17 protein-coding genes are annotated in these 12492 nt (G+C 53.2%); 4 read left to right on the top strand and 13 right to left on the bottom strand.

Annotated features, from left to right (window positions below; translation table 11 throughout):
- The first annotated feature begins 1 nt into the window (after nt 1).
- Nucleotides 2-490 carry a thermonuclease family protein gene (locus tag IIA05_04785; GenBank protein MCH9026418.1) on the top strand — a complete coding sequence of 163 codons (489 nt, stop codon included), beginning with the start codon at nt 2-4 and terminating at the stop codon, nt 488-490.
- Nucleotides 491-501: 11 nt separating this feature from the next.
- Here IIA05_04785 and IIA05_04780 read toward each other — a convergent pair whose 3' ends face one another.
- The 7 genes from IIA05_04780 to IIA05_04750 are packed head-to-tail and all read right to left on the bottom strand — an operon-like array spanning nt 502 to nt 4912.
- Nucleotides 502-1905: a hypothetical protein gene (locus tag IIA05_04780; GenBank protein ID MCH9026417.1), complete on the bottom strand. Its 1404-nt coding sequence runs from the start codon at nt 1903-1905 to the stop codon at nt 502-504.
- On the bottom strand, nt 1902-2294 hold the full coding sequence (locus tag IIA05_04775) for a nuclear transport factor 2 family protein (GenBank protein MCH9026416.1): 393 nt from the start codon (nt 2292-2294) through the stop codon (nt 1902-1904). The genes IIA05_04780 and IIA05_04775 overlap by 4 nt, the downstream gene beginning before the upstream one ends.
- 54 nt (nt 2295-2348) lie before the next feature.
- Nucleotides 2349-2804: a nuclear transport factor 2 family protein gene (locus IIA05_04770; protein MCH9026415.1), complete on the bottom strand. Its 456-nt coding sequence runs from the start codon at nt 2802-2804 to the stop codon at nt 2349-2351.
- Between the two features lie 50 nt (nt 2805-2854).
- A complete protein-coding gene (locus IIA05_04765; protein ID MCH9026414.1) occupies nt 2855-3400 on the bottom strand; it encodes a hypothetical protein in 546 nt (181 codons plus the stop codon).
- 60 nt (nt 3401-3460) lie between these two features.
- Nucleotides 3461-4063, bottom strand: coding sequence for a DUF924 domain-containing protein (locus tag IIA05_04760; GenBank protein ID MCH9026413.1), 603 nt, complete (start codon nt 4061-4063; stop codon nt 3461-3463).
- A 32-nt stretch (nt 4064-4095) separates the two neighbouring features.
- A complete protein-coding gene (locus IIA05_04755; GenBank protein MCH9026412.1) occupies nt 4096-4416 on the bottom strand; it encodes an antibiotic biosynthesis monooxygenase in 321 nt (106 codons plus the stop codon).
- A gap of 31 nt (nt 4417-4447) precedes the next feature.
- Nucleotides 4448-4912, bottom strand: coding sequence for an isoprenylcysteine carboxylmethyltransferase family protein (locus IIA05_04750; protein MCH9026411.1), 465 nt, complete (start codon nt 4910-4912; stop codon nt 4448-4450).
- 130 nt (nt 4913-5042) lie between these two features.
- Here IIA05_04750 and IIA05_04745 point away from each other — a divergent pair, with 130 nt between their 5' ends.
- Nucleotides 5043-6893 carry a hypothetical protein gene (locus IIA05_04745; protein MCH9026410.1) on the top strand — a complete coding sequence of 617 codons (1851 nt, stop codon included), beginning with the start codon at nt 5043-5045 and terminating at the stop codon, nt 6891-6893.
- 64 nt (nt 6894-6957) lie between these two features.
- On the opposite strand, the gene IIA05_04740 is transcribed toward IIA05_04745, so the two are convergent.
- The 5 genes from IIA05_04740 to pspA form a co-directional block, all read right to left on the bottom strand.
- The gene (locus IIA05_04740) at nt 6958-7236 is read right to left on the bottom strand and encodes a hypothetical protein (protein ID MCH9026409.1); all 279 of its coding nucleotides are present in this window, start codon (nt 7234-7236) and stop codon (nt 6958-6960) included.
- Between the two features lie 274 nt (nt 7237-7510).
- Nucleotides 7511-7906, bottom strand: coding sequence for an envelope stress response membrane protein PspC (pspC, locus tag IIA05_04735; protein ID MCH9026408.1), 396 nt, complete (start codon nt 7904-7906; stop codon nt 7511-7513).
- A 2-nt stretch (nt 7907-7908) separates the two neighbouring features.
- Nucleotides 7909-8154 (bottom strand): PspC domain-containing protein, encoded by a 246-nt coding sequence (locus IIA05_04730; protein MCH9026407.1) that lies wholly within the window; start codon nt 8152-8154, stop codon nt 7909-7911.
- 32 nt (nt 8155-8186) lie between these two features.
- On the bottom strand, nt 8187-8405 hold the full coding sequence (pspB, locus tag IIA05_04725) for an envelope stress response membrane protein PspB (GenBank protein MCH9026406.1): 219 nt from the start codon (nt 8403-8405) through the stop codon (nt 8187-8189).
- Nucleotides 8406-8436: 31 nt separating this feature from the next.
- Nucleotides 8437-9111 (bottom strand): phage shock protein PspA, encoded by a 675-nt coding sequence (gene pspA / locus IIA05_04720; protein MCH9026405.1) that lies wholly within the window; start codon nt 9109-9111, stop codon nt 8437-8439.
- Between the two features lie 205 nt (nt 9112-9316).
- On the opposite strand from pspA, the gene pspF reads away from it, so the two are divergent.
- Together pspF and IIA05_04710 are read left to right on the top strand one after the other, a co-directional pair.
- Nucleotides 9317-10387, top strand: coding sequence for a phage shock protein operon transcriptional activator (gene pspF / locus IIA05_04715; GenBank protein ID MCH9026404.1), 1071 nt, complete (start codon nt 9317-9319; stop codon nt 10385-10387).
- Nucleotides 10388-10389: 2 nt separating this feature from the next.
- On the top strand, nt 10390-10980 hold the full coding sequence (locus tag IIA05_04710; protein MCH9026403.1) for a 2OG-Fe(II) oxygenase: 591 nt from the start codon (nt 10390-10392) through the stop codon (nt 10978-10980).
- 249 nt (nt 10981-11229) lie between these two features.
- Here IIA05_04710 and IIA05_04705 read toward each other — a convergent pair whose 3' ends face one another.
- Nucleotides 11230-12015, bottom strand: a complete 786-nt coding sequence (locus IIA05_04705) for a hypothetical protein (protein MCH9026402.1) — start codon at nt 12013-12015, stop codon at nt 11230-11232.
- Between the last annotated feature and the right edge of the window lie 477 nt (nt 12016-12492).

Genomic DNA, 12492 nt, shown 5'->3' with positions numbered 1-12492 from the left:
CATGAGGCGCTTTGCTTGCTACTCACTTTTGCTGCTGCTGATTTTACCCGGCCCGGTCTCCAGTGCACCGGAAAATACCGGGATAGTCAGCAAGGTCTTCGATGGCGACAGTCTCATGGTATTACTCGCGCCAGGCCGTTCGATTGAAATACGCCTGGCGGAAATCGATGCGCCCGAGAAAGATCAGCCGTTCGGAGATAGATCACGAAACGAGCTAAAGGCATTGATCGATGGCGAGCCGGTTGCAATAGAAATTTATGACGTCGACGCTTACGGACGCCTCGTCGCCCATATTTACCGTCTTCGTGATCGATTACACGTTAATGCGTGGATGGTAGGCCATGGGCTGGCATGGGTATATTTGAAATACGCGGAAGATGAAAAAATGATTGCCCTGGAAAAAAGCGCTCGGGAAAAAAGCGCTGGCTTATGGAGTCTTCCGGAGAATCAACGAATTCCACCCTGGACATGGCGCCACAGAAAACAGTAGAAGCGGCGACCTTACTCTTCCACCACAGCTCGATGCGTTTCTTCGTCGACGCTAAGAATAGCGTGTAGCAGATTGTTCTGAAAAATGGGGTTGCCGGTCAGCCTGGTATGTTTCGAGCAAAGAAAAAAAGCGTATTCGATATCGATGAACCTCCATTCGTGTCGCTGGACGGTTGGATCGTAGGTCTGTCTCGCCAGCAATGATGCCTTGGTAACCCTTCCGTCGCCCGGCTCCATCATCAGGCGGTCATAATTTACCGTGGAATTCGGGTGACGTATCTCGCGAGGTGAATGCCGCAGCACCGATTTGCCATTGATTTCTTCCACCACCAACCGTGCTGGAGTCAGCCGGCAATCGCCGCCAAAAACAATCAACTTCACATCTGGATGTGGCGCCTTTACCGTAAGCGACCAGACAAAACGCCTTGCCCTTTCGAGATGTACGGCAAAATATGCCTGGAATACCCGCAAGTATTCCCGACCCTCCGACGGATTTTCGAATTGCGAGATAATTTCTTTTTCAACCTTGGGGTCGAAAATCGAGAATTCAAACCTGCGCCAGATCTCGACACTGAACAGATCCAGATCCAGAGCCTCGCCATCCACAGAAAACAACCACTGACTGATCGGATGTGGAAGCAATTGGTAGCTACTTGGCCAGGTAGCGATCAACTGTGGAGAAAGCTCCCCAATGCCAATTTTAAAGCCATTGATGATCGCCTTAACGGCACTGGTTGACCCGAGATTCGGGGTGCCCAGCAAAATCGCCCGGCGAATTCGTGATGCCCCGTAGTTATTAACCAGAAATTCGTTGTCCGTTAATTCATCGCTGGTACCATAGCGAATGTAATAGCGCGCTATCATCCCACCCATACTGTGCGCAATGAGATCGACTTTTAGATCGGGTTCCTGGTAATCGCGCCGTATGGCTTCGATCAGCGAATCAAGCTTCCTGACCGCCAACAGGTTGTCCTGCCGCCAGTCATAGGCGAGAACATAATACCGCCGTTCCCCCCGCCAGGCTCGCGTTCCTGGTGCAAACTCGACGAAACCACCGACCTTTTCAAGCACGTCGCGCAACCGCCGGTAGTAATCCTGCCCAATGATCGTATCGGTCAAACCGGTCAAAAGGAGATCAGATTTCTCGGGTTCCAGCGTGTCAGGGTTTACCTTTAACTTGAGTTCGTCATAATCGGACAACAGCAGTTTGAAAGCGGACCCGGGCCAAACCTCTTTGCCATTAGCGTCACTCAACCGCGAACCGAATAGGCCTGGTATCAGGATTATCGGCGGCTGGTTCGGGTTACCCTGTTGATAACGGTAAAGTCTTTCCAGATCCGGCTTATTGAATTGCGCACAACCGCTCAGGCCGCCCAGGACCAATAATGTCGCCAGCAAATAGCGGTGCTTCCTCATTTTGATTCGTTGCTGTGCCACCATTCTCTGAATTCTTCGCATAGACCATCTTCGTTCAGAATTGCCCGCAACATACCGTCGATAATTACCTGATCGCCGTTCTCACGATTGAAAGTGCATTGCCAATGGGCCGTACCTGCACGGTCAGACCAGTCAATAACGTTATAACGAAACTTCACGTCCTGCTGCCGGGCAACTGCTTTCTCCACTGCATTTGCAATTTGCGCCCGTCCCTCCAGCACTTCCTGAAATGGCGTCCAATAGTAATGTGCATTCGCGGTAAACAGTTGCGCGAAGCGATCGGCGTCTCTGGCCTCCCAGGCAACACCCATCGCCTGAATCCAGTTTTCAAATACCTGGTAGGAACGGCGCTCTGGCAGATCATTCATCGGCAAACTCCTGTTGTGTATAAGGGTGGCTGTGCCATAGACGGATACTGATTATCACTCAGGTAAGGGGTCAGCCTGGTTTCCTATGTCGACCAATACTTTCCACTCGCCATTTCTTTTAACCCAGACATTGAGGTATTTGCCCCTTCTTTCCATTACCCCCGAGTCGGTGTCAATCCTCAGCAGCCAGCGCCCCCATGTGTACCCCATGTCTGCATTCCCGGAAACAGCCGCATCCTGTGGAATCCATCGGAGCGAATACTCTCCTGCCAGTGATTTTACGATATTCTTCAGACCGGTAACCGCTGGCCCATTCCGCGGCAAGTTCAGTGCGTCGTCAACAAGATATTTCGAGAAAGCGTCAGCCGGCCCGAACTCCCCGGAAAGTTCGTCAAAACGAACATCCGCCGCCAGCAAGGACCTCCGCTCTGCCTGAAGATTGACGGGCGCGGCACAGGCAACAATAATCCAGGCGATCAATATAAGCAGACCCGCTCTTGCCATTATCACTTTTTTCTCCAGTTTTCTTGGCGGCCTTCCGGCCATTACTTTGCATCCGCTCAATCGATAAAATGGTCCGGCAATTCTTCATCCGAGCGTACCAACGGCTCCCAGAAATTATGTAATTCCTCGATACTGGTTCCGTGCTCTTTTAGATAGTGATCGATCATCCCGTCAATAATCGCATTTGCCTTGCGCAGGTTGGCCCGCCTTTTCTGGATATCCTCTACAAGCTTGGCTCTGCTCTTGGCGCCGAGAAAATACTCCGCCTTGTCCACCAGGTAAGAATGCACCAGCTGATTGCGTTGTTTAATCGCCTTATGGACGGTCTTCCTCTCGGCTGAAGTGAAAAACTCCTGTTTGCGCACAGTTCTGAACAACTCTCCCAAGGTTTGACTGGAAAGCACGGCGCTGAGACTTTCGTCGGGCCTGCCTTTGAATTTTGCATCTTCATACTTGGTCAGCAATGCCATCAGCAGCCCCAACGCATATTCCAGGCACTGCGCCGCATGGACCGTCGCGCCAAATTCGGCAAACACGATCTCGAGTTCGCGAGGATCGACCGGCAGGGCCTGATTCAGTTTTCCCGGTTCTTGATCAGTCATGGGTGCACCTGGTGACTATCATCACGTTTTCTTCCTTTCCCGTCCATGCTGGCGCATGTTCTAGAACGATGATCCGGGCTGGGTTAGAAACGTTTTTTCAGCAGCAGTGGATTCGCGGGAAAGAATTTCGTTTCGATGAGGATATCTGCCGAACTGCCTGATGATTTTTCGGTGCGCGTGGGCAAAATCAAGAAACCCCGCGAAAACTTCCTGGTGACGGTCCGGCACTTGTTCGCCCAGGGCTGCAAAAAGCGCAACACACCGGTGCTGATCAGCCATATCTTCCGAGTGCTCCAGGGGCAGATAGGCAAATAAACGCTCAATGGGCCGGAGCTCCAAATCCAGCCTCCTCGCCAGCAGTTGCCGACACCAGCCGCGCGCCAGGTGATCGTTTGAAAATGCGCGCGCATGGTCACGATAAATATTCCGGCTGAATTGATCCACCAGGATAATCAGGGCAAGCATGCCCCGGGCCGAGTTTTCCCAATCCGCCAGATCTCCTCTACAGGCTGCTTCGAGCGTTGCCCGATAGGTGTCCGAAATCTCCCGGTCGACAGCCGGATTTTTGGACCACCACAACGACTGCTGCGTTTTCGCAACATCGGCATCGTCTTCCTGCCCTCCAAACCAGAAACCTAAGATTTCGTCGACATTTATGCTCATCGTCCTTTATCTTTTTGATGCGTTCGGGAAACTCATCGTTTCCCGGCAACCAGGTCCTTAACCGGCAATAATTCCTCTGCGGGTTGCCGCTCAGCGATGGCGTCGTTCATCAACTTCGCGAGCGCCTGGTCCGCGGGCCCAAGGTCTTTGGACTTCACCCAGTGACCCCGGCTGGGCCAGGCAGCGTAGGCAACCCACCAGCCATCGTCGCGATAGTGGAGGCGTGATCCCAGGCCCCCTCTTTGCGCTCGTATCAGCTCAGTCATCTTCGCCCAGGCATCGGTGAACTGTTGTTCCATACCTGTTTTCAATCGCCAGCGGTAGAGCACGTAGAAATCAGCTTTGCCACTCATGGCACAGCCTGGCTACTTGAGTCCACTGGATTTATACCCATCGCCGGACGCTGGACCTGTAGCTTCGATATTGTTCGCCAAAGATTCTTTCCATCATCGCTTCTTCACGAAGAATAAAAACATTTCGAATAATCAAAATGAATCCCGGAATCAACAGCCATGGCGACAAGCTGCCCAGCAACACGCAGACGCCCATCAGCACCTGGATCATGCCCAGGTACATTGGGTTCCGCGTAAACCGGTACAAGCCATGGGTTACCATCGCGGTCGATTCTTCCAGCGGCCTGATCGCCGTATCGGCCCGGCCAAAGGCGCGCACTCCCCAGCCCGCGAACAAGACGCCGAGAGCCAGGAGTATCAGGCCAGCGTAACGAATCGGCCCATCGAAAAGCTGCGCCAATGGCCAGTAGCGATGAATTGCCATCTGACCCAGGATAAACAGCAGCAGATACACCGGTGGAACGATGAGCGGTTTTTTTTCGACCGTTGCCGACATCGCCAACTCCGTGAAAAATCAGGCCCCCTTCGCTGATAATACCGCACAGCGCTCTTTTTGATAGCTGACGGCAGTGCAGCGTGCTGGATCAAGTGCTAGTCTTTGCCTGAGCCAAAGGTGGTCTTGCATTGTGTCGTTGATCAAAAATTTCTATGGCGAACTGAGCCGGCGCAATGTCGTCAGGGTCGCAACTGTCTACCTGATTGTTGGCTGGCTGGCGATCCAGATTATCGATGTCGCATTTCCGCTGCTGAAGATCCCCGAATGGGCCGGCTCAATGGTACTGATACTGCTGTTGATAGGCTTTCCTTTTGCATTGATTCTCGCGTGGGCATTCGAATTGACCCCGGACGGGCTGAAACGTGAAGCGGATGTTGATCGTAGTCAGTCGATTACGCCCCAGACCGGCCGGCGGATCGATTTTGTCATCATTGCTTTGCTGCTCGTTGCGGTGGTTTATTTCTTTCTCGAGCCCAGAATTTCAATGACCCCGGCGGAGCGCATTGAAGAAATCCAGGCAGTTTCCGAAGTTCCCCCTGCCAAAAGCGACCTTGTATCGGTAGCGGTTATTCCCTTTGTCAATATGAGCAGCGACCGGGACAACGAGTATTTCAGCGATGGCATATCCGAAGAGCTCCTCAATGTCCTGGTCCAGATCAAGGGGCTCAGGGTCCCGTCACGGACGTCCTCGTTCGCCTTCAAGGGCCGGAACATGGATATTGCCGAGATTGCCGCGGCACTGGGCGTGAGCCATATTCTGGAAGGCAGTGTTCGCAAGGCCGGCGACCGGGTGCGTATCACCGCTCAACTCATCGATGTAGCTACCGATACACACCTATGGTCAGAAACCTTTGACCGGAACCTCGAGGACATTTTTGCGGTACAGGACGAGATCGCGCAAAAAATCGTGCGCGCGATTCAGGAAACGCTCTCGGTCGGAGATGTCGGCAACGCCGCAGCCGCTGTCGCCGACAACCGGCCGCCATCAGGCAGTGTAGAAACCTATGAGTTGTATTTGCAGGGGAGGCATTTTTTGAATCAGCGCGGTGCGGACCTGGAGAAGGCATTGGCCCGGTTCAAAAAGGTCGTTCGAACCGATCTGGAATACGCGGCGGCCTGGTCCGGCCTGGCTGCCACGTACGTAGTCTACCCGGACTATTTGCCGATGAATCGGCGGCAGTCGCTGATCGACGCCCGTGAAGCCGCTGAGAAATCTCTGGAACTGAAACCGGGCCAGGCGGAACCAATCGCCGTGCTTGGCTTGGTCGCGGCGCAGGATTATCGGTGGTCCGATGCTATGGAATATTTCGATCTGGCGATTGCGCTGAACCCGGGCGAGCCTTCGGCGTTTTTATGGAAAGGCATCCAGTTGCTGGAAGTCGGCTACCCGGATAAGGCGGAGCGCGCCCTGCGCAAAGCTGTGGACCTGGCGCCGGGTACCGGCGTCAACAATAGCTGGCTAGCGGCGGCACTGTTGCTGAATGGAGAAATTGAGGAAGCTGAGCGGTATGCGAACCGGGGCCTTGATCTTGACCACATGTTTGCATCGGCGGTGCTGAGCGAAATTTATGAAATGCGCGGCGACCTGGTATCCGCGGCGGCAATAATCGATGACTGGCATCGATTTTCCGGAATCGAGCCCTTCCGGTCGGCCAGTCTTGCCTACGCCGCGCGTGGCGACGCTCAGCTCGAAAGCGAGATCACAGAATGGGCATTGCACGCCAGTGGCACTGCCGGGGGCCGCGCTCCAGTCCGTTCGCTGTTGATTATCAAGTCGCCAAGGGCCCTCGAATTAATGCAGACACTGGTCAGCGATGCTCCTGCGATGATCGCCAATCTGTGGTTCCCAAGGTATGCCTATCTCAGGGCTTTGCCGGATTTCGAAATTTTGCTCGAGGAAATCAAGCTGCCGGACTACTGGAATGAGAACGGCTGGCCACGCTGGTGCAAACCATCAGTAGATGGCCCGGTCTGCGAATAAAACGGTACTCCCCCGGTCGCGATGTGCCGCACGTTCCCTCGTCATAAACATCGCGGTTGCTGTCTTATCGATCGCCGTTATTTTCCAAATCCCGAAACTCGTCGCGCAGATTCGCCTCGCGATCGGTAATGATTTTTTCCAGCACCTTGATACGCTCTTCCATCGCTTGCAGTTTCTCCGCTGCCGCATCGTTCTCGGCCTGCAACTCAGCCTCAGCGTTTCCGCGATGACGGCCCTTGCTGCGATAACCTTTTCCCAGCCTCCGCGAGATTATGAACTCCTTGAAAACCCAGGCGACAGCGAGAATGCATACGAGAGACAGTATAAATTCGTATTTGCTCATGCGGCATCAGCCCCAACCTGAAGTCTTTTACTCAAGATCGAGGAATTTCTCGCGCAACGCCGTCTTGCGATCCGTGGCAATACGCTCGAGTACTTCCACGCGTTGTTTCAGGTCAGCCGCGGTCGCCGCCAAGGTGGAATTGCCCCTGTTTTGCCCGCCGATGGATGATCCTGCCGGTCTTTGCCACTGCCTCAGCCCAAGAAGGCAAAGAAAACAACACAAGATCAAGGCTATCAGAAATAAATCACCGATCATAAACGCCCCCACAGGAGTCTTACTCCTGGTTTTTTAAATTCTCAAATTCCCGATCGAGCTGAAAACGCTTTGAAGTCACATAGCGCTCCATTTTCTGCAGGCGCGTCTCAAGATCGCGAAAACGGTAGCGCACCTCCCCAAACGTGGCTTTCGGTGCACGCCTCATTGCCCGATCGAAAGCTCGTTCCGCCACGGTTCTTTCCGGCGTGTTTGGCTGCCGTGGAACAATGAATACAAGAAGAATATACACCAGGATCAGCATCTGGAAAAACAACATGCTGAAGAATGTAACCAACCTGACCGCAGTCACGTCAAAGCCGAAGTAATTGGCAATACCTGCGCAGACCCCGCCAAAAATCCCGTGCTTTGGATCACGAAAAAACCGGCGTGTTGGAAACTCCTGATAATCAGTCATGCTCACTCCGTTTCTCGATCGCTGGAACGCCAGAATCGATGCTCATAGTCCGGCCCGTAATAATTAAGCGGGCGGTCGCGGAGCAACAAGCCGAAAGCCACGTAGGCCACAACGACCGGCCAGAAAGCCAGGCAGACCATTGCGACCACCGCGAGTATGCGCACGCCGAGTACGTTAAATTCAAACCTTTCGGCAATTCCGGCGCAGACCCCGAGGATCATGCCGTTTTCCCGATCCCTGTAAAGCATCTGTGTTCCTCCTCGAAACCATTGCCCTGTTGTCACGCTCTTGACCTCCAGTCAGGAATTTCCTCGTCCAGAATGGTCTCCAGCGCATTGACGCGGCTCTCCATTCGATGCGAAATATCCCACAAGTCCTGCAAAAGTTTTTCATCCGCCCCGCTGAGAGCCCCGGTCTGCTTCCACTTGGTAACGTAGTGCAGAATGATTGCCAGCGGCGCAATCACCAGCAGGGCTATCATTGCCAATAATTCAACCATCAGTTTTTCATCCTAATGCCAGAAACTCGCTTCAGGCTGTTTTTTCCACCTGCCGTATTTTCTTTTTCAGTGCGGCCAATTCCTTTTCCACTGCCTCTGAGTTCTCCAGGTTGGCAAGCTCTCGATTTAGATTCTTTTGTAACCCCAGATCGAATGAGTCCACTTGTCCTTCCAGATTTTCCATTTTCCGTTCGAATTGCTCGAAACGAACCAGGGCGTCCTCGATCTTGTAATCATGGATTTTCTTTCTTAGCTCAAGCCGGTTTCCGGCCGTACGATGTCGCAACAACAGCGATTTTTGCCGGTTCTTGGCGTCTGCAATCTTTACTTCAAGGCGTGCGATATCGTCATTGAGCTTTGCCAGCCCATTCTCGATGATTTCATAGTGCTGGCGTAAATCCGCAACCGCTTCAGCCGCTCGCGATTTTTCCGCCAGCGCCGCCTTGGCAAGATCGTCCCTGTTTTTGCTGACCGCCAGTTCCGCCTTGCCCTGCCACTCTTTTTCCTCTTTTTCCAACGCCGCCAATTTACGATTCAGCCCCTTTTTGTCGGCAATGGCCCGCGCGGCGGCGGAGCGAACTTCGACCAGCGTGTCTTCCATCTCCTGGACCATCAGGCGAACCAGTTTTTCCGGATCCTCCGCCTTGTCCAGGATGGAGTTGATGTTGGAATTCACTATGTCACTGAATCTCGAAAAAATACCCATGGAACCGTCCTCAATCAGATCGAATTGTCGTATTTGTTACTCTTGGTATTGAGTGTTGCGAAATTCGTGCCAGATTGCCTGAATTCCCGCAACATACTGTTTATTAAATAGAAATAGTAAAATATAGTCATCAATAAATAATCTATATTAGCGTATTTCACTAAAACATTAGTATTTTGCTCGTTTTCCAGCTATTTTAACTATTATGCCTGTCCACCGACCCGAAACCACGCCAATTATCGGCGAAGCCCCGGCTTTCCTGGAAATGCAGGAGCATGTGTCGCGCGCCGCAACCCTGAGCAAGCCGGTCCTGGTTATCGGTGAACGGGGTACAGGCAAGGAATTGATTGCCAGCCGCCTGCATTACCTGTCTGGTCGCTGGGAGAAACCGCTGATCAAACTGAACTGCGCGGCACTGACGGAAAGCATCCTGGAAAGTGAATTGTTCGGCCACGAGGCCGGCTCGTTCACCGGCGCGGTTCGCACCCATTTCGGCTGCTTTGAACGATCCGATACAGGAACGCTTTTTCTGGACGAATTGTCAACGATATCGCTGCGCATGCAGGAGAAAATATTGCGGGTTATCGAATACGGGGAGTTTGAGAGAGTAGGCGGCACCGAAACCATTTATGTCGATATCCGCATAGTCGGGGCCAGTAACGAGGATCTTCCCAGGCTGGTGCGGGAAAACCGGTTTCGCCCGGACCTGCTCGACAGGCTGGCTTTCGATGTCATTGCGGTGCCGCCGTTGCGCGCCAGGGAAGAGGACATCCTGCCACTGGCGAATCACTTCGCAATCAACATTGTCGGTGAGCTGAAACGGGACTTTTTCCCGGGATTCTCACACCGCGCCGCATCGTTACTGCTGAGGCATGCGTGGCCCGGCAATGTACGCGAATTGAAACACACGGTTGAGCGCTCTGTTTACCGGTCAGAACGACCCGACAAACCAGTGAGCAACATCGTCTTCGATCCATTCGACTCACCCTATATTCCGGGCCGAATGCCTATCCCGGGACGACGGATTCTCAGTGCAAAACACGTGCCGCCAGGCACCATTGATATGCTCGAACCGTCAACGAGGAAAATCCACTTTCCGCTGGACATGAAAGGAGCGATCGGCAAAATGGAAATCCACCTGGTTCGCGAAGCGATGAAAAAAGCGAGATTCAGGCAGTCTGAAGCTGCTAAATTACTGGGTCTGAGCTATCACCAGCTGCGCGCTTTGCTGCGCAAGCACGACTTACAGGATGAACTGGGCCGCAAGAGACGATGACCATGCAATCATCCCGCCTTTTGAAAAGCCATATTAGCCGGCGTACCAACGACGCCGCGGCGCAGGTTGCGTTCGTCGAGAGCCTGATGAGCCCCGATATATGCGACAGCGCGATCGCGCTCGCGGAGAATTCTCCAAAGCTGGAAGGAAAAACGGGGGCCGAGCGAAAAACCGATAAAGGCAGGAACTCGACCGTGCGCTTTATCTGGCCATCGGAGGAATCCGCCTGGCTTTTCGATTTTCTGGAAGACGCACTGATGAAACTGAACCGCGGATATGGCTTTGAACTAAACGGGTTCTATGACGGTATACAGGTGGCAAGCTACGAGCCGGGTGGCCACTATGACTGGCATATCGACCTCGGACCTGGCACTTATTCAAGCAGAAAACTGAGCCTCAGCGTGCAGTTGAGCGATCCGGCGGATTATGAAGGCGGCGAGCTCGAATTTCTTTCGGCGACAGACGAACTCGCTCCACGCAGCCGTGGTTCGCTGATCGCGTTTCCCTCATACCTGGCGCATCGTGTGCGACCGGTGACCAAGGGAACGCGCCTGTCCCTGGTGTCCTGGATTGGCGGGCCGCCGTTTCGCTAACGGGCCGTGGCAAAACGCGAGCCTCGTATGACGACACCTGGACCGACGTGCGCATTTAGGGCGGGCCACTTAACGTCTGCTTTCATCGATAGCGGTCGTTCATATGGCTGGAAAGGCGGAGTAGCGACAGACAACAGTCGGCCAAAAGCGGACGTTGTTAACCCTTTCTAATCGAATAGACAATGGGAGGTTGGCGTAAATTTGCTGACTCCCTTTTTATTGTTCGGACCACGACAAAATGACTGGTCCCTATTTTTTCTCTGGCACCAGGTGAAGGCCATTGAGTGCTTCCTGCGTATCGATGACCAGGCGGTATTCGCCCTCAGTGTCCGTATAGATAACCTCCACGTGGGTTGGTGAAGGAGACAGCGGGAAGAACAATTTCGCAGAAACTTCGTCCGATGAAGGTAACGCCAGAGGTAGCATCGACTGTCGACGTATGATTTCCGAATTGACCTTGCTGTTGTTTACGCCTTTTTTGATGCCAAGAAAAGCGATCACGGGCGCTGCAAGTAGCACGGCGCCCGCAGCACCTGCACCACCACCAGCAGCAGCTCCGGCCCCAAATCCCCCCCCCGCTGCTGAACCTACCGCGAGTCCATACCCGACAACCCCGACCGCTGCACCCGCAGCCAGCATTTTGCCGGTACCCATCCCGGCCTTGACCTTGATATCTGAATCTCGATAACGACGCTTGGTGCCTTTCGTGCCTTTAACCAGTGCTCGCCTGTCGAGTTGCCTGTTTATCTGGGTGCCAAGTGAGTCATAGACCCAGACATTGGTAATTTGCATTGGCGAATCCGTGAGATTCTTGAACCGCAGAAGGTATTCATCCCAGTCTGCATTTTTTGCCCAGGTGCCGGGACCGGCACGCACTATTACCCAGTCCAAGGTAATGGCCAGACGTGGGTCTGATGCCACAGCAAGCGGCTGCGTAGTCTTCAATGGCTCAGGTTTTTTTAGAACTTTTGCGCCACCGCAGCCCGTGAGGACAACGACTAATGCGCAAGTCATGAGCAGGCTAATTTTTTTCATTAGTTATTTCCTTTTGTGCCTCGTTTTGACAGATCAGCCAGTTTGGCTATATCGATGTTGTCTGCATCACGAAAGTTGAAGATTAGTCATCTTGCGTCACAATTAGGCTAATGAGCAATATTTGGATACTGGGAATGTCCGCTACGGGTCATTAGCGGCCCCTCACGACTCTACCATCCCAACGGCCGCTTTCGGGTGTATAGCAGACGTTCGATTTGAGCAAAAGCCGATTTTTGACAGTCCGCTAACGGCCAAGAGCCGACGTTCTAACTCCGTATCACGCCAACGTAAGCGGGCTGGACGCGGCAGGTACAAGTTCATCGATGAAGGAAATTGACTCCGACTCTGCGTGGGCTGCCTTGATCCATTGGCGTACGGTATCTGAACTTTGGACTGCATCAACAAACTCTTGTGCCTTGTCGCTAATCGGGATCGAATAGGTCACAAATCGCAGCGCAACCGGTGTGAAAATAATAT

It is taken from the genome of Pseudomonadota bacterium, from assembly GCA_022572885.1.
GTDB lineage: Bacteria > Pseudomonadota > Gammaproteobacteria > Steroidobacterales > MnTg04 > MnTg04.
Note: the sequence above shows the minus strand (reverse complement) of the source record. Positions and strands in the feature narration are given on the sequence as shown.